Here is a 20,253-nt window from a genome sequence, read left to right on the forward strand (position 1 = left end):
GGATATGCTTCTTTTATTATATAACTCTAAACTACACAGTCAATCCGTGTCCTATGACAACGAAATGATGCTAACCAGCAAATTACTTTACAAAGGTAGCGAATACGCCGTCTTATTTACATTTGCTAACTAAGTATATTGAACAGATGCCAAACGGTTTTATTGTTTATATCTTGTGCTCGGTGGGTGTCACAATTGAATTCCAAATCAAATGTAAAACGTAAAAAGAGTATTCCCGTTGATATCCAAATTCAGGAATACTCTTTGATGGTAATTCGAGTTAAGGGACATAATTTTATGTGCTTATTTTGACAGGGAAACGGGACTCCGTATCCCATCGCCACTGCGGTTCTTCGCCTTGTGCGTTCCACAAACCTCCAATCCACATTTCGTCTCTTCGTAATTCCGCATAGTCTGCTTCTTCAGCGAGTACCTGGATGCCGAGCTCAGTCAGAGACAAGACTGCATTACGGAAATGTTCATCGTGCCGGGTGAAATCAGGGAACGTATCTGCTCCGCTAATCTGTAGTAGGGCATAGGGCTCCAAGGTCATTCTTCTCAGATGTGCCCAATATTCCAAGTCTCCTATCCCCAACACATGCAGCCGTTCACTCACATGTTTAAATAATGGAAATGGATGATCAATCCCTTGACTCACAGCTTCCAGAGTCGCTTGTTCAATTGCACCCAGACCATTCGACTGTGAAGGCAGGCGGGTCAAGTGAGCTTCAAATGCAGCATGCGCAAATGGGAGAACCGTACTGTTTTGTTTTAAATAATCCATGTGATCCTGAATATCGGAAGAGGTGTACGCTAGCCAGAACTGACTTCCCGCCTTAATCTCCTCCGTCCCCATGACATGCCACGTACCAGACAAACGTCCGATCTGTCCGGGGGTAAGCTGGCCCAGTCCCCGAAAGTTCTCTATTTCCGGATAAGCATCAATACATAATAGATTCAGCTTGGTATCCCCAAGCGATTGATCATTAAAAACATGCAGCAGATAAGATAACATCGCTTGATCATAGAGATCATATTCAAACCAGAGTACAATCTCCTTGTACTGATGAAACGCATGCAGCTTTCGCTCCAGTTCCGCAATTTGCAGATATTCTGTCTGGGGAATCCCTAATTGCTGTTCCAGATAGGCAGCGCGCTTGCTTCTCTCCAACTCGTTCCCCATATCTTGGACGACAGGACCAAAGGTGTAAAGTTCCCGCCAGACCATAACCTCTCCTTCGATCCCGCTTTGCCGCAAACGATCTGCAGCATGATCCCCATTGGTAATATGCAGCATGCCTTTGCCCCCTTCATAAAGTTCATTAAATACGGTTATAACGTCCGCCACAGGTAATCTACGCCTCAGCTTCGCCCTGGCATCGAACAGCCTTTTCTTCAATGCCGGAACAGATACGCTAAGGAAATCGGAAATTTCCTTAAGCGAATATCCCTGAAAATAGAACATGTCCACGACATGCTGCATGGATAACGGCAGACTGGATATGGAATCGCGAAGAATCCGATACCGTTCCTTTTGCAAAACAAGCTGTTCAGGGTTGTCCCTCTCTTCGCTCGAATCGATGTTGTACATTAACTCCTGTTCAGGGGAAGTGCTGTGCTGCTTGCGCCTTAACCAACGGTAGCACTGCCGTTCAACAATCACTTTGAACCATCCTGGAAAGGCTTCGGCTGTCTCCAGCTTCGACAGATTAGCAAATGCTTCTGTGAACGCCTCCTGTACAATATCTTCAGCCCAGAAAGCATCCTCCAGTTTGTTATAAGCTACAGCAAGCGCCATTCCGCGGAACTGTTTCATTAATTGCTCATAAGCCTCAGGCTCGCCCCGGATGGCTCCCTCAATCCACTCGTTCAATGATGTAAACTCCTCTCTGCGAGCGTCTTGCTCAGCCTGTATATGTATAAGTGCCATGATTGCGAGTAAAGGTTACTATAATCTCCATTATAACGAAAAAAGACTGTCCCACTTGTGGATTTAATTCCACATGCGGGACAGCCTGGTTAAACATTTTGTATGGAGACCCCCCTGTTACAACGAATTAGAATCTGCTTGGAGCTTGAGGAAAGTTTCCGATAACGCCTGGATATTGGTACAACAATGGCTCATCAAACGTAGCATAATCGAAGTTAACCATTAACAGCATAATACGTCTTCCTGTTTTTGGATCGCTGATAATGATATGGTCCCGTCCAGCAGCTTCAATGACTCCTTGAAAAATGCGGGCATTCCATTCCTTGTTACCTTCATATGTCATGTAGAACGTTCCAAATTTACCGAGGTTCAGGCGCAGGATATTTTCGATGTATGATTGTTCAAACTGCGGGGCAGTTGTCGTTACAACTCCACCTGTTGGTGTCATTGGACTGCCGCTGGATACAAGCGGTGGTACGCTTGTAGAGCTTGGAGAAACCATGCTTGGTGAAACCATACTTGGTGAAACCATGCCTGGTGTTGGTGACATCGAAGGCGCGCCGTTACCGATTTTATAGGATGTTCCTTGAACTTGCGAGTTGGCTTGTTGACCCATTGCCTGTGTTGTTGGTTGATATGGTTGATTAATCATTGTAATTCCTCCTAAAATTTAATAAACTTCCGGACAATCTTCACCTGTCGGACTGAAAAAACAGTGCGCTTTGAAACGGCCCGTATTTTGCTGGTTATACCACGTTGCAGGACAGTCGCCTACAGGTCTGAAAAACCACAGGGCATTGCTGGCTGGCCAAATCCGTTCTCCATTGATTACACGTTGTGCCAAACGAATCTCGGATTGTCTTGCCCGCTGATAGAAGTAGCCTTTTTGCGTCGATTCGAACCCACCGGGATTTTGAAATACCATGCGGTTAATATCACGAATATCCCCAAAATCCAGACAGTCAACCAGTACCCGGTTCACACCCACATTACCTACAAGCAGCATGCCCTGTACGCCGTCACCTTCAGCCTCTGCCCTCATAAGCCTTGCCAGCAGCCTGACGTCTTCTGAGTTGGCTTTAATAACAGCCATAGTCTGTTTCCTCCCTTGCTTCAGCTCTCTTCATCACCGTACATCGTATTGTGCAGGAGCCTATTCGGTGACACGAATCCAACTTTTTTCCACAAAAAAATCCCGGAACCTCACCCCATGTGAAGTCCCGAGAACAAACATTTCCTATATAACCAGCCCAATTTAAGGCTTGGCATTAATCCAGTAATCGTACGCATGTACCATGTTACCTTGGTAGGCTTCATAAGCCTTCAGCAGTTCAGGCAGCTTCGCAAGCTGCTGTTCCATCTCGGCAGCACCTTTTTCGTAAAATGAGATATGTGCGCCTTCGTGATTCTCTTTCATTTCTACCGAAATCAGCAGCGGTTTACCTAAACGGTCGGCGATTTCCATCTCCTGACTGACCACTGCCGCAATGCCATTGGACCCTTCAGCGTTGTTACGGAAAGCCATGAGAGAGACATGATCCAATGTGCGGATCATAAATTCACTAACAGACATGTCCTGTCCTGGCAAAGGGGAGCTATCCAGCCACACGGCCAGATCGGCACTGGTCTCCAAACTGCTGTCCTTCTTCGTTTCTTCCTGGAAAAAGGAGATATTGGAAGCCCATTCTGTCAAAAGTGCATCGCGGTCGGAATTCCATTCCGGCAGAGTGTAGGGCTCGATATCCAGATGAATGCCTTTGAATCGTTCTTCGGGTTCAACTTCGGCATTATAATTTTTCACATAATTGATCAGTCGCTCGATCCGTGGTCTGTTCTCGGATCTACCCCAGATGGGATGGCCGCCCATGGCGTGAATTTCAATCCCTTGTGCCTGGGCTCGTTTAACAAAACTGCGGTAACTTGAATAAGGCTGGTCCAGATCAAGCCGGACATATAGGAAGTTAATATGCTGTGCTGCGGCGAATTCAAGAATATGCTGACCGCCATCATCCGTTACCTGCGAGGCCTCCCAGATGTACGTTCCGCGAATCTCAGGCTGTAAGGTTGGCTGCTCTGGGGCAATCCCTCCATCCGGTTCAAGCTGTCCCCAATACACGATATCATGTACGGCAGAACCGGCATATGAAGCATGATTACGTAAGGATTCCGCAACCTCTGCTAGGACACTCTCCAGCTGCGCTGCTCCCTTTCCGGCAAAAGTCGTAAATTCCTCACCAGGCATCGGCTTCGTATTCACCCCAACGGTGACTGAAGCACCGCTGGCATCAGCCCAATTCATTTCCTGTTCAATGAGTTGAATAATACCGTTATTCCCTTGTGCGTTATCGCGGTAAGCTAGTAAAGTAACATGATTAAACTGTTCCATGAACCAGCGTGATAACGGCAGGTTATCTGTATCATCTGTTGTTTTTGTACCCGCGATCGTATAAGAATCCAGCCAAAATGGCAGATCCACATTAATGTCGATGGCACCATTCGCTTCGACCTGTTCAAGCAACAATGTCATATTCGCTACCCATGACTGAACCAAAGACTCTGAATCGTCTTTCCATGCAGGCAAAACGTAAGGTTTGACATCCAGATGGATGGCATCAAATCGTTCTTCTGCAGCAGCTCCCTGATTATAGTCAGAAACCCACGCAGCCAAACGGAGCATTGGTGCCTCACGGTCACGAACAGCCCAGGACGGGTCCCCTCCTAGTGCTTCAACAGCAATACCCGCTTTACTGGCTTTGGATATGAATGTGCGATATACCTCATCGGATATATTCATATCCACGTTGACATAGAGTCTGTTGATCTTATGTTTAGCTGCGTTAGCCAGCAGCTCGTCTCCTCCATCATCTTGGACAGACTTGGCCTGCCATACCCAGGCTGCCCGTATGTCGCCCGTGTCTGCCTTCACAGGCGAAGCCATTCCTGTCATTATGATCCCTCCAATCAGCAGTAATAGGCCAAAGATCTTCCGGGATGAATTCCCGAACATATACTCCCTCCATTCTTGTTCTGTTGTAAAATCACATTCATTATAGCAACCGATTTCTGAATTTCAAATAAGCCCAAGTGCTTAACTTGGGCTTACGGATGCTAGAGGATTCAATTTGTACAACAGACCGAGGGAATCCCGGTTCTAGTCCTCATATATCATTTTTCGAGTCATGCCCCCATCAATCATCAGATTGGTCCCAGTGACAAAGGTATTGCTTGGATCCGACAAATATAAACATGCGCGGGAGATATCCGAAGGGACGCCTACGCGTCCTGCAGGATGCTGTTCATGATCTTCCGGCTTCAATTCGTCCACATTGCCTGTCTCAATCCATCCCGGACTGATACAATTGACCCGAATACCGTCCTTGCCAAGTGAGACCGCCATCGCATGTGTCAGGGCTACAATGGCTCCTTTGGACGCTGCATAGGCCTCTGTCTCAGGTTCAGACATAAACGCACGTGTCGATGCCATATTGACGATAGCGCCTCCATGTTCATTTTGTTTCATATGTTTGGCCGCTTCACGACTCGCGAGAAAGCAGCTTCTTACATTCGTATTAAGCACATCGTCCCATTCCTCCAAGGTCAGCTCGTAGGGAGACTTCCACCTGGCTACGCCTGCATTGTTCACCAGGATGTTGATTTGTTTAAATTCTTCGATGGTTGTGCGAATCAAATTCGTAATATCCTGCTCCTTGCGAACATCGCACTGAACGAAGATGGCTTCACCGCCTTCATTGCGAATCGAAGCAGCAGCTGCGGCTCCTTCCGCCTCCTGATAATCGGCAAGTACAACTTTGGCACCAGCAACCGCGTAAGCTTCGGCTACGCTGCGTCCGATCCCCTGAGCTGCTCCCGTAACAACAACGACTTGATCTGTAAATGACATCTTGAACTCCTCCTCTATTAAGACGCTTCTGTCATCACATACGAATATGTCGAATCAAGAAACCTTATCGTTATAAAGACCCTCTCCTTATATAAAAACACGATACCACCTTTAAGAAACGCTTGTCCAAGAAAATTAACATTAAAAAAAGCTTACGCCACTATGGCGCAAGCCAGCCGGATTATCCGCGTACACGTTCTGAATACAGGCGGTTGTAGCGCTCGAAGCCTATATACCGTGTTCCCTTGAAAGAAAGACGGCCTTCATCTCCTTCGGAGCACAATCCGTACTCTTCTCCGTTCACCTTGAACTCGAGCCGATCTCCGCTCTCTACTTCAAAGGTAATGTAATACAGCGTACGGGCTGAACTGCCTGGTTCAGCTTGCGACTGACTGATCTGCATCCTTCTGCCTGTTATTCGCGAAGGTACGGTAAGCAGAGGCTCGGCGTTGTTGCGCCCCCATCTCCATACTTCTTTCCCCACAGACAGAAGAACAATACCTATAATCAGAACAAATACGACTGGAAAGACGGTTCCGAAAAAGTCAAACATCCAGGATGATTCAATGCCCATGTCTCTCCCCTCCGTTCTTACACCTAGGACAGCCAGAGTCTTGACCCGTCTCCTGTACATGTATATGCGCGAGTAATATGGAACTTGTTATCAGGAGTTCAAATTGTAAGGAACGGGCAGAAAATGTCCCGTGCGAATGACCTCCTCCATGTTGCACCTTGAAGTTCAAGATTAGTTGCAAAAAAAAGCCCCTAATCAGGGGCTTACATTCACTACACCAGCATTCTATCTGTTACCATGCTCTATCTTGCATTGTTTGTTATGCATACATCAGGTTCATGAAACCGCGAGTTGCTTCTGCTCCCTCCGCTTGTTCGGGTTCTTTTGGCTGTGCGTATTGTGCCATGCAGGCCTTCACTTCTTCTTCGGTTGTGCAACGGTTGGCATCATCGCAATTGTAGCATAAGTGAAGCATGTATCTCGTTAGTTCGTCCGCCTGCGTGAATTGAGTTTGTTCATTGGTTCTCATCTTCATCACTCCCATCTCTTCTTGAATTCAATATAACATCATTTAAACTAAGTTATTGTGATTTATTTCACATAGTAGTTAAAAAGAAAAGAAACACGATGGTTTCTCTTCTAAATAACGCCTATATTTAGCTTACCTACAGCACTTTCCACTGCATACCACCATCCACAGTCTGCAGGAGCAAGGATCTCTTGGTATCCGTATTCTCTACCAGAATCCAGCCCAGTTTCGAGGAAACCATCTGCAGCTTCACGATCTCCGGATAATCCTCCAGAATACCGTCCAGGACTTTACTGCCCGGAAGTGCCTTCCAGCTTTTTCCCGAATCCTTGGTCTGGTATGTTGTGCCCGACTGAACTACCCAACCTTCTGATGCATTCAGGAAAGCAGGAGTCAGGTTGCGATTGATTCCCTTCTGCTTATTCAGGCCGAAGGTCGATAAAGTCCAGCTCTTACCTCCGTCATCTGTGAAGTATCCGTTGAACTTGGTATAATCTCCGCTGGAACAGGTTAAAGGCATCCAGGCCCCCTTCGCTTCCCGACCAAAAAACTGAGGTGAACCAATGTTAAAATTGCCACACCCATTGAAGTCGTTCCGGTCAAAAAATGTCGGTCCGGTCTTCCAATTCTCTCCGCCATCTGTTGTGACATACAGCTTCGGAGTTCCAAATTCAAGGGCTGTCAAGAAGCCGTGTTTCGGATCAGAAAAAGTCAAGCCCGTTGTATATCCACGTGTCGGAATCTCGGCCGAAGCCGGCTGATCGTCCTCATCACTGGATGACATCTCCTTCCAGGTGATCCCCCCATCCTCAGTAACATACAGCTTTTTATCCTGCTTCCCGATGGAGGTATCCACCGTAGTCAGAATCCAGCCTTTCTCCGGGGATACAAAGGATATGGCAGTGACTTTGTCCGTCTGGGACAAGGAAGACAAGCTCCAGCTTACTCCCCCATTATTGGTGCGCAAGACCATCGTATCAGTTCCACCCAACCCTTCACGAACGATCCATCCATGGGTACGATCCACAAAATAAATGCTTTGCCCATACTGCGGGTTGGCCGGAAATTGCACGTTCTCCGAAGGAGAAATATTCGTCCAGGTTACGCCCTGATCCTGAGTGTAGTATAAACGCAGTGCGTTTCTCGTAACCCCCCACGCCAATCCTCCGTTGTCATTAAGCAGCTGGAAGTCGGTCAGACGTGTCTGGATCTGGTATTCCGCCGTATCTGTAGTCGCTTGCGTACTGTTATCAGGTGGAACAACCGTTAATGTCTGTCCGGTATTTCCGATCTCTTCCTGCTCTTGGGGCGGTTCTGCCACCGGAGTCTGACCTGTGTCGGTGCAGGCAGCCAGTAGGGCAGCTATTCCTATAGACAGCAATGCTGTCTGCGCGATTTTGGTCCATTGCAAACGCAAGTGGAGTTCACCTCTCTCATCCAATAGCAGGCGCGCATGCCTGTCCGATCGGTATACATTTTACGATTCATTCGAATCCACTTCTCCCATTCTACCACAAACCATGTCGAAAAGGCTCATCTTGGGTAACAGGGTGTCAAAAAGGAACCTGTATCAAGTACTCGTTCCATAGTTGGATGCCCATGCCATACTTTCGACTCAATCTTCCTAAAACAGACAACGAAAGTGAAATATTTTATAGACATCGCTTTCTTTTCAAACATTTATACCTTAATATGGATGGAAGTCTACCCATAAAGGAGAGGATATGAACATGGTAAACAGTGCTTTGCTTAAGCCGAGTCGCGTTGTCATTATTGGCATGGGCGCGGTGGGAACAACAACGGGATATACGCTGATGTTAAGACAGCGCTCATCCGAGTTGGTATTTGTGGATGTGAATCATGATAAGGCTACAGGTGAAATGCTGGATATGAACCACGGGCTTCCATTTACCGGAGGCGTCAAAGTATGGGCTGGTGACTACTCGGACTGCAAAGACGCGGACATCATTATCATTACAGCCGGGGCCTCCCAGAAGCCTGGTGAAACCCGCATTGATCTACTGAAGAAAAATGCCAGCATATTCAAAGATATCATTGAACGTATTACCGAAGTGAACTCTCATGGTATTTTACTCATAGCCACCAATCCTGTAGACATATTATCTTATACGTCCTGGAAACAGAGCGGCTGGCCTGCTTCAAGGGTGATTGGCTCCGGTACCTTGCTCGACAGCGCCCGCTTCCGCTACCTGATTGGTAAAAACAAAGGCATTGATCCCCGCAGTATTCATGCACACATCATTGGGGAACATGGTGATTCCGAAGTACCTGTATGGAGTCTAGCCAACGTGGCGGGAACAGATCTGGATCTCGACGAGGAAACGCAGCAGGATATCTTTGATCGCACCAAAAATGCGGCTTATGAGATTATTAATGCCAAAGGAGCCACTTCCTATGCAATCGCACTTGCTTTGGATCGTATTGTAGCAGCCATTTTGGGCAATGAAGGATCGGTCCTAAACGTATCTACATTGCTGGAGGACTACAATGGCGTTTCCGATGTTTATCTCGGAGTTCCATGTGTGGTGGATCGCAACGGAGTACGTGAAATATTACCGCTTCCACTGAATGAGACAGAGAAAGTCGCTTTCCAGGCTTCAGCAAACAAATTAAAGGAACAGATTGCAGGATTGGAATAATGTCATTATTTTAATATAACCAAAGGACCATCTGGATCGCATATCATGCTGATTCGGATGGTTCTTTCGTATGAAATCTATAATCGGTGGGCACATGATATGATTTAATATCATTTTGTTTACATAACATTAATTTCGTTAACTAAAAAGATGTATTTGACTTTAAACACCCCGAACGAATACTGCGATTCATCGAATTGTTGATATTGCACTGTGCTCGAAAATAAAAAAACCTGCCCTCATGGACAGGTCTGGATTGATACACGTTACTTTTCACTTGCAAACTCCGGAAGTTTGACGTCCAGCAGAGCCATTGCCTCTTCCTTCTCCCGGCTGGTAACGTGCGTATAAACGGTTGTGGTTTGAATCGATGCGTGACCGAGCAATTCCTGAACCGTACGCAGGTCGGCGCCGCGCCGCAGCATCATGGTTGCGAATGAGTGTCTCAGCTTATGGCTAGAATAGTGGAAACGCTGATGAGTCGGAGACTCCAGTTGAAAACGTTCGAAGGTTTCCGTCGATATGAGCTGAATACTGCGAATGGATAATCGCTTCCCTTTTTGCGAAACAAACAAAGCTTCTTCCTTCGCCCGCCATGGAGATAATCTCTCTTCTACAGCTAAGGTTAACAGCTCAGCAACCATCTCCGGAACAGGGAGTGTACGCCATTTACGGCCTTTACCGAAGACGTCCAGCGTGCGCCGCTCCGCATTATAGTCTTTACAGTTGAGCGCATGGACTTCACCAACCCGCAATCCCATATAACCCATTAACAGAAAGATCGCAAGATTACGTGTACGGTACTTTCCTTCTACCGATTGCAGGAATCGTTCCAGACCGCTCTCATCCAGAAAGACGGGGGCCCGATTTTTCTCGGTTTTGGATTTTTTGATTCCTGACGCAGGATTATTCGTTAACACTTCCAATTCAATTAGCGACTTGAAGAAGCAATTTACCGCGGCATGTTTGCGATTTCTTGTCGCATCACTAACTCCACGTTCGCGGGCACGTGACAGAAATGATAAGACATGCAGCTTTTTCACCTGCTCCAGCGACTTTCCTTGAATAGAAAGTAGAAATTCGGCGACGTCACCTGTATATGATTTTACAGTGTGTCCCGTGTAACCGGCGTCTTTCATCCATATGTGAAAAGCTTCAAGCTCATCAGCATATTGCTCCTGAATTTCTTCGCTTATCATCGGTATTCGTCACCACGATTCATTCTAGTGTATAAGTAAGGCGAGCCATTTCGCTCACTTCATGTTCTTGAAATAAACTCAGTTTCATTTAATCAACAATGACGACATCAATAAGTGGGCTAATCTCCTTCGGACGACCTTCGCTGCGTGTTAGCACAAAGGATGGCAGCGGATTTTCATACAAACCGTTAACCGATTCGCAGATCTGTACATACAGGTCCATATGCAAAGTCTCCCCTTCTCCTGATACATCGATCACGGGCCAATCCTTTGTGGCACATGCTGGCCAGTTGGCCAGTTCATGAGCAGGTACGATGCTTAACTGCTGTACAGCTGGTGCAATCCGGTAAACCCCGCTGAACTCAGGCTCCTCACCAAGCTTGTCCACTGCAAGTATGGAAGCCGATTGCTTGTCGGGTGCGGAGTAGATTGAGTAACACCACGGAGATACGCCCCACGCCATAGCCATCAGTCCTTCTTCCAATAAAGTGTCCGAAAGGTCACCCTCACCGAATTGTTCAATCAAGTTATGATCACCAGAACCAATCAGCTCTTCCACTCGTTCTGACATGCGCGGCAGATCCGCCAATATAAATCCACCACTGCCATACCCGTCAAATACATGATGATCTCTGCTCCATGTAGATGAAACGGCAGATGAATGCGGAATTGCTTCTGCTGGAAACAAATTCAATAATACCGTAATGACCTGAGCGTATTTTACCAAAGCCTTTTGTTCAGGTTCCAGAGGACCTTCGGCAATCCGGGGCGTTTTCAGGTGCAATGAAATCCGAAGCTCGTAATCACCCTCTGCAAAATCGGTCCATCCCCACGGTATAGGTTGCTCGATCCCTTCTATGGAATCTAAGAAAATCGTGCTTTCAGATTTCAAAGAAACAGGATATTGAACGAAACCCAGCTCCTGACCATATATGATCGCAGCGTCATCCCGGTGAATCGGCGCATCAAGCTGCTGTGCAATAACGGATACTTTGCGTCCATCTTTCAGCTTGCGATCCGGGTCCATTTCCAGCTGCGAGGCATTTTTTCCCTCAGGATGTGAGATATTCACTTTTGCCTCTGCAAGTACGACAGAGTCTGCTAGTGCAAACCCGAAATTCGGATTCAGATGAAGCTGATTCGTATGTATTGATGTGTTCATGATACATCCCCTCTCCTATGTCTGATGGCATGTCACATCCCTCAATATATGTCATATTTGAACTGACCGCAACCCTGAGCTGGGTATAGTCGAGTATGGACATGCACTTTAATAGATACCCGAATATAGGTCTTAAGCCAACTTTCTTTTTCTTTTTCTTTTTTCCCTTTGCTTTATAACAGAAAACCCCATTTTGCTCTAGTGTAAGCTAGGCAGTATGGGGTAGTGAGTGCACCAGGAATATCTAGTGATACATAGCCATGATATTTTATTATTTATTTCCCTTTGACTTCACCGGCTGTTGATCAATGGCTATTGATCCTCTCCGCAGAGGATTCAGGTGACTGTAGTGACGTCCATACATGAAATAAATGATCAAACCGATAATCAGCCAAGCGAAAAACGTGATCCATGTCAGAGCAGCTAGACGGGTCATCAGATATACACAACCAATTGCACTCAGTATCGGAATCCATGGAACAAAAGGCACCTTGAAGCCTCGTTTGAGATCAGGGTTGTTTTTTCGCAGAACGATAATGCCCAGACTTACGACTGCGAATGCAAACAATGTACCGATGTTGGTAAGCTCAGCCAGATGACCGAGTGAGATGAACCCCGAGAATAACGCAATGATGATGCCTGCCACCCATGTACCTGTCGCCGGCGTTTGACTTTTACCACTGATTTTGGAGAATACCGGGGAGAGCAATCCGTCACGTGACATGGAATACAATAGACGGGTCTGCCCATACATCATAACAAGCAGAACGGTTGTTATCCCGGTGATTGCACCAAGAGCCACAATCCAGGACAGCCCATGCAGATTAACGAATTCAAACGCAAAAGCAACCGGATCACTAACATTCAGCATGTGGAAAGGCACGATGCCTGTCAAAATCAAGGATACAACGATATACAGCACAGTGCAGATTGCCAAGGAAGCAATAATGCCTATAGGCAAGTCGCGCTGAGGTCGTTTGACTTCCTCCGCTGCCGTGGAAACCGCATCAAATCCAATATAGGCAAAAAAGACTGTCGCCGCACCAGCGGTTACCCCTGAAATGCCAAACGGCAAAAACGGCTGCCAATTAGAAGGCTGTACATAAAACACACCCACTCCGATAAAAATCAGCACGACAATAATCTTGATCGCTACCATAATGCCATTGGCACGGGCAGCCTCCTTGACTCCACGGGTGAGCAGGAAGGTGATTAGTAACGTGATGGCTGCTGCGGTAACATCGAAATAGGTCCCCTTTTCAGGATTGTATGCACTGCTGAGTGCATGCGGCAGCTGTAATCCGAAGCCTGACAGCAGCGACTGAAAATAACCGGACCACCCGCTGGCCACGGCCGCGCTGGCGAATCCATACTCCAGAATCAGATCCCAGCCTAGAATCCAAGCAATGACTTCACCAAAAGCAGTGTAACTATACGTGTATGCACTCCCTGAAGCAGGTACGCTGGATGCGAATTCGGAATAGCATAGTGCAGCGAATGCACAGATGATGCCTGCAAGCAAAAAAGAGAGCACCAATCCAGGACCAGCATAATTTGCCGCTGCGACTCCTGTTAATACAAAAATCCCTGTACCGATAATTGCTCCTACTCCAAGCGTTGTTAAGTCCAAAGGACCTAGCGCCCTTTTTAACGCACTGTTTTCTTCTCCGAAGGCAATTGGCTTTTTCCGAAGCAGCGAAGATCGTTTCTGATTCTCTGACATAGACATGTTCCTCTCATTACAAACGTAGACTGAAGTATACCTTCCTAGCTGCTTCATCTCGATCTGTTCTATAAAAAAGTCGTTTGTTCTATATTACCGATCACCTACAAAAATCTAGCGTATTCTACACGTTGTCGCGTTGCTATGCTAAATTTATTTTTTTCATCACTTTACTATTTTGTTCTTTTGAGTCGAATAATATCATGAACTGTTGGATAGGTCGTTAAATGAAAATCGATTTAAAACAAAACTGCGTATAATTTATATTATGCGCAGTTTTTTGAGTGCTTTTATAAAGGCATACACCACTTTAACTCGTTGTTATAAGCATTTACATAAATAAAGAATTTTTTCGTCTTTTTCTGCTGTCACTTCGCGCCAAAATTCGTCTGAAGGCTACGTCTCCACCCCTACTCTCGTCGATAGTCGACTTCCTTTGTTTAGATATAGAAAAAAGCCGCTACATTTAGCGGCTCCTTTCAATGCAATTTATTCTTGTGTCAGACAGGTGTCTCTCGACCAATGATTTCGGCCAAAGATTTATACGAGCTTTACTCCCAGCTCAAATCCTGTCCATTGGTTTCAATCACATTTTTATACCCGTAGAAACTGTTCTTGTTATTTGGCAACAACCCTTGCTTTAACCACGATTGGTTTTGAAACCTTTAAGAAAACACAATCCGATCCGCATCAGACATCTGATACTGGGTTAATAAATATTCCTTACTTTCCATCGCTTTGTTTCGAATGTCGTCCAGGTTCACATGCAGCAGCTTACCATTTTGCTTCACAAGTTTTCCTGCAACAAAGACCGTGTCCACATTGGATGGATTGGCGAATTGAACAACAGCACCGATCGGATCGTGAACGGGGAACAAATTCAGATCGGTTGTGCGAATCATAATCAAATCGGCTTCTTTTCCCGGTGTGACTGAACCTGTTTTCCGCTCCAGCCCTAAAGCCTGTGCACCGGCCGAAGTTGCAAACCGCAGTACCTGACTCGATTGTAAACTCAGCTCTCCAGGCATTTCGCCTTGCGCAAGCAATAACTCGTTCGTTCTGGAACGCTCAGCTTGCAACGCAAATTTCATCTGTGAAAACATGTCTCCACCTGTCGAAGTCACCACATCCACGCCAAGCGTTGGCGTACCACCATGTTCCAGAAAATATCCTGTAGCAGGATAGCCATGTCCCATCATCATTTCTACTTCAGGCGTAACTGACAAAGAGGCTCCAGTGTCTGCCAGCATTTTGAATTCGTCCATGCCCATCGTATTGCCGTGAACGACATTAATACGCGGGGTAAGCAGCCCTGCCTCGTACATTCGGCTAATGGAACGGTCTGCAGATCCCCAGCTGCCAAACCCGACATGCATTGAACAAATTGCATCCAGTTCTTCTGCGAGCTGAATGTCCTGCACCGTTGTATCCCAGTGGCTAAACTCTGGGCCGCGAATAGCTAGTCCATACGTGACCAATTGGTCACTAGAGGAGAAATAACGCTCCTTCACCCCTCTGATATTCTCCGGGTATGAAAGGGTACTTTCCCGATTCCAATAGGCGGTTTCCCCTGGAACACCGTGAGCAAAGACAGCCCGGATCCCTGCATCCTGCAGCCCACGAATAAGTCCATCGGTATGATCAGATGAATATGGCATGCTCCAATCAAGTACCGTCGTCACACCCGCGTTAAGCGCTTCCAAAGAACCCAGAAGATTGGCAATGTAGCTGTCCTGTGGTCGAAGCTTGCTTCCCATGGCACCATAGTACAGATTTTGCAGATACACGGGCAGCGACCAGTTCGTTCCAGCCGTTTTCACAAGAGATTCCCACATATGCCGGTGTGTATCCACCAGTCCAGGCATGACAATCATGTCTGATGCGTCGATCACCACAACATCTGCATCGGACACCACGATATTCGGTTGAACGGCTGCAATCAAAGAGTCCTGAATAAGTACATCTGCCCTGTTAAACTGACCAATACGAGCATCCATCGATAATACACAACCGTTTTTCAATAGATAACCTGTCCCCATGAGACACCTCTCCAATCGTAATGGTTTGTAAAATGATCTGATCCGCATTGCTTGTCCTTACATATGATTTGTGACTATATTTTCGCTAGTATATAACCATTATATACCGATTGTTAATATTTATCAATTCTGAACACCAAACGACTATCAATAGTGATGACTGTTCTTACATCGTTAAACTTCATTTTTATCTCCGTTGGATTCCAGCTTACGTTTCGCTCGAAAACGTCTCACCTTCATTAGATTGCCGCACATTTTATCATCGCAATATTTCTGTGTCCTACTGCGAGTATCGTCATAGAAGATCCAGCGGCAGTCCGGATTGTCACAGCATCGAATTCTCTTTCCATCGCCCTCCACCAGTGTAATTGCAAAGTCAGCAGCGACTTCTGCCATCACCTGAAACCAATGCGCATGGATGGGAACCAGCTTAACATCCAGTCTTTGATCCTCTGCAATTAGTTGTCTGATTACCCCACCACACCGCATAGAGTCATTTAACCATGCTTGATCCTTCTCCGTTAGGGGCGTTCCCGCTGACAAACGGATAGCCAGAGACTGTAACTTATCTCTAAAGATTCTCATAGCGGATTCCTCTTCAGTCGATGCCGAAACTTGTGCTTCTAATTGCCAACGATTCAAGAAATCCTGCTGCCAGCCTGCTTTTCCCAGTCTGTCTTCAGATCGATCCCCGCCGCGCCAATCATGATAGTCGCTATTTACAAAATCTGTCCATAATCTATCCATCTATACCTCCGGCATTGTAACCATCTAAATTCATAAAAGATGGTTACTTTCGTTTGAATTGTGTTATATTAATTGTAACCATTTCAAACCATATTAGCTAGTTACAAGCATGAAGACGCAAGTCATGAGATGAGTTCCACAAGAGAGGAATGAATTTTAAAAATGACGTCTGTTACAACTGCATTAGATGTGTTGGTTATTCAGAAAGAAGATACTTGGGATCAATGTAACTGGATCGTCCCTTTGTCGAAGGCGATTGAAGGGCTGACCGCAGAGCAAGCAGCTTGGATCCCTCCTTCAGGAGGACTAAGCATATGGCAGCTGGTCAATCATATGTATTATTACAACGAGCGGATTTTAGAGCGTCTTCAAGATCGGGCTCCTTCTACACCTGCTGCTGAATCGAATGAAGCTACGTTTGGCAAACCCGGTGACCCCTTGGACCAGGTTGGCTGGAGCCAACTTGTAGAGCGAACCACTAAGCTTGCAGAGCAGTTGCACAATAACCTGGTTAAGTTGCAGGATTCCAGACTTGAAGAAGCCTATTTGGATTCCGAACAGAACTGGGCTCAAACGCTTGCCCGCTGGGTTCTTCACGACGCATATCACGCGGGTCAGATTGTACTTCTTCGCAGGCAGCAAGGAAGCTGGAACATCATTTTCTAAAAAAATGCTTGAACTGCTAGCGCTTACAGGAATAAGATGAACTTATTAATGTTACAACTTGTACTATAACCTATAAATTGAATAGGATCTTCGGGGTAGGGTGCAATTCCCAACCGGCGGTGATGTTCCAATAGGAACCAGCCCGCGACTCGCTGTTGACTGCTTAGGACAACAGCGACTGACTTGGTGTGACTCCAAGGCCGACGGTACAGTCCGGATGAGAGAAGATCAACACATGACATACCGCCTATGGGAAGGTTTCTTTCCTGACGATATGTTCATGGATGAGCCCCCGTTTATTTGGTGTATGCCAAAACGGGGGCTTTTGTCGATTTTGCCAACTGAAGATTCCGTGTTCTGACGAAGGAGTCCTGAATATGGAAAAGACACAGCATGCATCAACCGTTTATCGCAAGGAACGAAGCAATACCGGATTTTGGCTCGTTGTTCTCGGTGCTGCCCTATGGGGCGTAGATCCATTGTTCCGCATCATTTTGCTGCAAACCATGACCTCCACTCAAATTGTACTGGTGGAACATATTATCGTGAGCTTGGTCGCTATACCCGTCTTATGGAAATTCCGCGCCGACCTGAAACATCTGCGAGCCCGTCACTGGATCGCCGTTATCTTTATCTCATGGGGTGGCTCTGCACTGGCAACGGTATTATTCACGCTCGCACTGACACACAATGATCCGAATACCGTTTTATTGCTGCAAAAAATGCAGCCCATCTTCGCGATTGTTTTAGCTAAGATCTTACTGAAGGAAACACTGCCGCGCCGCTTCGGCTGGTTATTTGTTGTTGCTCTTATCGGAACTTATCTGCTTACATTTGGATTTACTCTTCCGCTTGGAAACTGGAACAATTGGATTCATGCGGGCAGCCTGTTGTCACTTGGCGCTGCTGCCTTATGGGGCGGCTCTACGGTGATGGGCCGACTGATGCTGGGGCAAACCCGTTATGAAACGGTCACCTCCCTTCGCTTTGTCGTAGCTCTGCCCTTGCTGATCTTCATGACCTGGAACGAAGGCGCAGCGTGGACCTTACCATCCGGTGCAGGAGAACAGGCAGCTGTTGCGCTCAACATTCTGGGGCAGGCGCTACTGCCAGGCTTACTGAGTCTATTGTTATACTATAAAGGTCTCTCGACCACCAAAGCTTCCGTAGCCACACTGGCTGAGCTGAGCTTCCCAATGGCGGGTGTGCTTGTGAACTGGATTGCATTCCGAACGCTCATCACATGGGAACAGCTGCTTGGATTCATTCTCATCTGGATTGCTTTGTTCGCTATATCCAAACAGCAGGAACGATCTACCACAGCTGCTGACGCAGCTCCTAAGCTTCGGACAGAGTAAGAAAGATCTTATTTATATCTTAAAGGCACTGCACATCCTTCTGGATCGGCAGTGCCTTTTGTCTTTTTATAATTCCAGTGGTACGATGACATATGGACAGGTATTTATACTATTTCATATTTTCGGAGAGGAACGATCGTCATGTCTTCATTTTCATATACGTCCTATGATGCCATAGGTCTGGCTGAACTGGTTCGCTCACGGGAGGTTTCCCCCGTTGAATTGCTGGAAGCGGCCTACGCTCGCCTAGAAGAAGTTAACCCGCAGCTTAATGCGGTCATTCGTACATATGAAACACGCGCACGTGAGGAAGCCGGCTATGTTCGTCCTGGTGAGCAGCCTTTTGCAGGCGTTCCATTGCTCCTCAAAGACATCTCGCAATCGCTGGAGGGGGAAATTCTGACTTCCGGTTCCCGCCTTCTCAAGGATCATCGAGCTTTGCGCAACTCTAACTTTGTATCCAAACTCAGGGATGCAGGCTTCGTTATCATTGGACACACGAACACACCGGAATTTGGCCTCAAAAATATTACTGAGCCACGTCTTCATGGTCCGAGTCGTAATCCATGGAATAAGAATCATTCACCCGGAGGTTCAAGCGGCGGTGCAGCTGCAGCTGTTGCTTCGGGTATCGTACCCATGGCCGGAGCCAGTGATGGCGGGGGTTCGATCCGGATTCCAGCCTCCTTCAGCGGACTATTCGGACTAAAACCTACTCGGGGACGGACTCCTGTTGGACCAGGTGTAGGCCGTCAATGGCAAGGTGCATCGATCGACTTCGCGCTATCCCGGACTGTGCGAGACAGCGCCGCCTTACTGGATACCCTGCAGGTCATTCAGCCAGAAGCCGCGTTTCATGCCCCGCTCTTTCCGGGCAGTTACTTGGCCGATATGAACTACCCGCACCAACGCAAACTAAAGATCGCTTATACCACGGATTCACCTGTAGGCACCCCGGTTAGTGAGGATGCGAAGGAAGCAGTGTACAAGCTGGTTCGGTGGCTGGAGGAACAAGGTCATCACGTGGAGGAAAAATTGAGTCCGGTCAACGGTGTTCGATTGATGGAGAACTATTATATGATGAACAGCGGTGAAATGGCGGCGATGATCGCCTCCATGGAGCATGCTATGGGCCGATCTTTGACTTCCGGCGATATGGAGATTGAATCCTGGGTGCTGGCTGAGGCAGGCAAAAAGGTATCGGCTGCAGAATTCGTTCACAGTCTTGCCGAATGGGACGTGGCTGCCGCACAGATGTCTACGCTCTTCGAGCGATACGACTTCTATATCACACCGGTTAATGCCTTTCCTGCACCAAAGGTTGGAGAGCTAACTCCTCATGAGGAGCAGATTCAGCATCTGATGCAGATTAGCGAATTGGATAAGGTGCATCAGCAGCAATTGATTTATGAAATGTTTGAACCAAGTCTCACCTACACTCCTTTCACCCAACTCGCCAACCTGACAGGCCAGCCTGCAATGAGTGTTCCGCTGCACCTCACAGCGGATGGCTTGCCGATGGGCGTGCAAGTGATGGCAACCAAAGGGCGTGAAGACTGGCTGCTCCATCTGGCTGGCCAATTGGAAGCTTCCGGACTGTGGATCGGAATGAACGGAAACCCGCTTTTCCCTTTCTAAGTTAAAGAAAAAGGACAACAATCTAACTCCGTGACCAATTGAGTAATCAAGAGTCACGGAGTTAGTTGTGTGTTCGACTTTATGGTGACAATAACGTTGCGTTATGCAGGTGTGTTCAATTTTCAGATCCGAATTACGCACACCTAGTTAAGGTATCCATTTTCGCACCCAGTTTGTTTACATAATA

General features: G+C 46.9%; 17 protein-coding genes and 1 riboswitch. Of the genes, 4 read left to right on the plus strand and 13 right to left on the minus strand.

Annotation, left to right across the window (positions count from 1 at the left end; all coding sequences use genetic code 11):
• Nucleotides 1-295: 295 nt before the first annotated feature.
• The 8 genes from AC3WQ3_RS18410 to AC3WQ3_RS18445 all read right to left on the minus strand — a co-directional run bounded on the left by AC3WQ3_RS18410 (nt 296) and on the right by AC3WQ3_RS18445 (nt 8,291).
• Nucleotides 296-1,930, minus strand: coding sequence for a sigma-70 family RNA polymerase sigma factor (locus tag AC3WQ3_RS18410; protein ID WP_492473063.1), 1,635 nt, complete (start codon nt 1,928-1,930; stop codon nt 296-298).
• A 127-nt stretch (nt 1,931-2,057) separates the two neighbouring features.
• Nucleotides 2,058-2,582 carry a spore coat protein GerQ gene (gene gerQ, locus AC3WQ3_RS18415; RefSeq protein ID WP_095358034.1) on the minus strand — a complete coding sequence of 175 codons (525 nt, stop codon included), beginning with the start codon at nt 2,580-2,582 and terminating at the stop codon, nt 2,058-2,060.
• Nucleotides 2,583-2,600: 18 nt separating this feature from the next.
• On the minus strand, nt 2,601-3,023 hold the full coding sequence (locus AC3WQ3_RS18420; RefSeq protein ID WP_095358035.1) for a cell wall hydrolase: 423 nt from the start codon (nt 3,021-3,023) through the stop codon (nt 2,601-2,603).
• Between the two features lie 162 nt (nt 3,024-3,185).
• A complete protein-coding gene (locus AC3WQ3_RS18425) occupies nt 3,186-4,877 on the minus strand; it encodes a hypothetical protein (protein WP_492473064.1) in 1,692 nt (563 codons plus the stop codon).
• A 204-nt stretch (nt 4,878-5,081) separates the two neighbouring features.
• Entirely contained in the window at nt 5,082-5,831 is a 750-nt protein-coding gene (locus AC3WQ3_RS18430; protein WP_110822147.1) for an SDR family NAD(P)-dependent oxidoreductase, read from the minus strand.
• A 181-nt stretch (nt 5,832-6,012) separates the two neighbouring features.
• A complete protein-coding gene (locus AC3WQ3_RS18435) occupies nt 6,013-6,405 on the minus strand; it encodes a DUF2500 domain-containing protein (RefSeq protein ID WP_095287123.1) in 393 nt (130 codons plus the stop codon).
• A gap of 259 nt (nt 6,406-6,664) precedes the next feature.
• Nucleotides 6,665-6,874, minus strand: coding sequence for a hypothetical protein (locus tag AC3WQ3_RS18440; RefSeq protein ID WP_492473065.1), 210 nt, complete (start codon nt 6,872-6,874; stop codon nt 6,665-6,667).
• A 136-nt stretch (nt 6,875-7,010) separates the two neighbouring features.
• Entirely contained in the window at nt 7,011-8,291 is a 1,281-nt protein-coding gene (locus tag AC3WQ3_RS18445; RefSeq protein ID WP_154894347.1) for a VPS10 domain-containing protein, read from the minus strand.
• 313 nt (nt 8,292-8,604) lie between these two features.
• On the opposite strand from AC3WQ3_RS18445, the gene AC3WQ3_RS18450 reads away from it, so the two are divergent.
• Complete coding sequence (locus AC3WQ3_RS18450) at nt 8,605-9,534, plus strand: L-lactate dehydrogenase (protein WP_127535696.1); 930 nt, start codon at nt 8,605-8,607, stop codon at nt 9,532-9,534.
• A 266-nt stretch (nt 9,535-9,800) separates the two neighbouring features.
• Here AC3WQ3_RS18450 and AC3WQ3_RS18455 read toward each other — a convergent pair whose 3' ends face one another.
• The 5 genes from AC3WQ3_RS18455 to AC3WQ3_RS18475 all read right to left on the minus strand — a co-directional run bounded on the left by AC3WQ3_RS18455 (nt 9,801) and on the right by AC3WQ3_RS18475 (nt 16,404).
• Nucleotides 9,801-10,733: a tyrosine-type recombinase/integrase gene (locus AC3WQ3_RS18455; protein ID WP_492473066.1), complete on the minus strand. Its 933-nt coding sequence runs from the start codon at nt 10,731-10,733 to the stop codon at nt 9,801-9,803.
• A gap of 88 nt (nt 10,734-10,821) precedes the next feature.
• Nucleotides 10,822-11,895 (minus strand): hypothetical protein, encoded by a 1,074-nt coding sequence (locus tag AC3WQ3_RS18460; RefSeq protein WP_492473068.1) that lies wholly within the window; start codon nt 11,893-11,895, stop codon nt 10,822-10,824.
• A 271-nt stretch (nt 11,896-12,166) separates the two neighbouring features.
• Entirely contained in the window at nt 12,167-13,618 is a 1,452-nt protein-coding gene (gene bcaP, locus AC3WQ3_RS18465) for a branched-chain amino acid transporter BcaP (protein WP_336780118.1), read from the minus strand.
• A gap of 665 nt (nt 13,619-14,283) precedes the next feature.
• The gene (locus AC3WQ3_RS18470; protein WP_492473069.1) at nt 14,284-15,657 is read right to left on the minus strand and encodes an amidohydrolase family protein; all 1,374 of its coding nucleotides are present in this window, start codon (nt 15,655-15,657) and stop codon (nt 14,284-14,286) included.
• Nucleotides 15,658-15,831: 174 nt separating this feature from the next.
• Nucleotides 15,832-16,404 (minus strand): CGNR zinc finger domain-containing protein, encoded by a 573-nt coding sequence (locus tag AC3WQ3_RS18475; RefSeq protein ID WP_336780116.1) that lies wholly within the window; start codon nt 16,402-16,404, stop codon nt 15,832-15,834.
• Nucleotides 16,405-16,566: 162 nt separating this feature from the next.
• Between AC3WQ3_RS18475 and AC3WQ3_RS18480 the strand changes: the two genes are divergently transcribed.
• The 3 genes from AC3WQ3_RS18480 (at nt 16,567) to AC3WQ3_RS18490 (ending at nt 20,066) form a co-directional block, all read left to right on the plus strand.
• Complete coding sequence (locus AC3WQ3_RS18480; protein WP_492473070.1) at nt 16,567-17,070, plus strand: DinB family protein; 504 nt, start codon at nt 16,567-16,569, stop codon at nt 17,068-17,070.
• Between the two features lie 82 nt (nt 17,071-17,152).
• Nucleotides 17,153-17,303, plus strand: a riboswitch (FMN riboswitch).
• Nucleotides 17,304-17,447: 144 nt separating this feature from the next.
• Nucleotides 17,448-18,428, plus strand: a complete 981-nt coding sequence (locus AC3WQ3_RS18485; protein WP_154893098.1) for an EamA family transporter — start codon at nt 17,448-17,450, stop codon at nt 18,426-18,428.
• A gap of 141 nt (nt 18,429-18,569) precedes the next feature.
• Nucleotides 18,570-20,066, plus strand: coding sequence for an amidase (locus tag AC3WQ3_RS18490; RefSeq protein WP_492473071.1), 1,497 nt, complete (start codon nt 18,570-18,572; stop codon nt 20,064-20,066).
• Nucleotides 20,067-20,253 lie beyond the last annotated feature (187 nt).

This window comes from Paenibacillus sp. FW104-T2 (genome assembly GCF_058789975.1).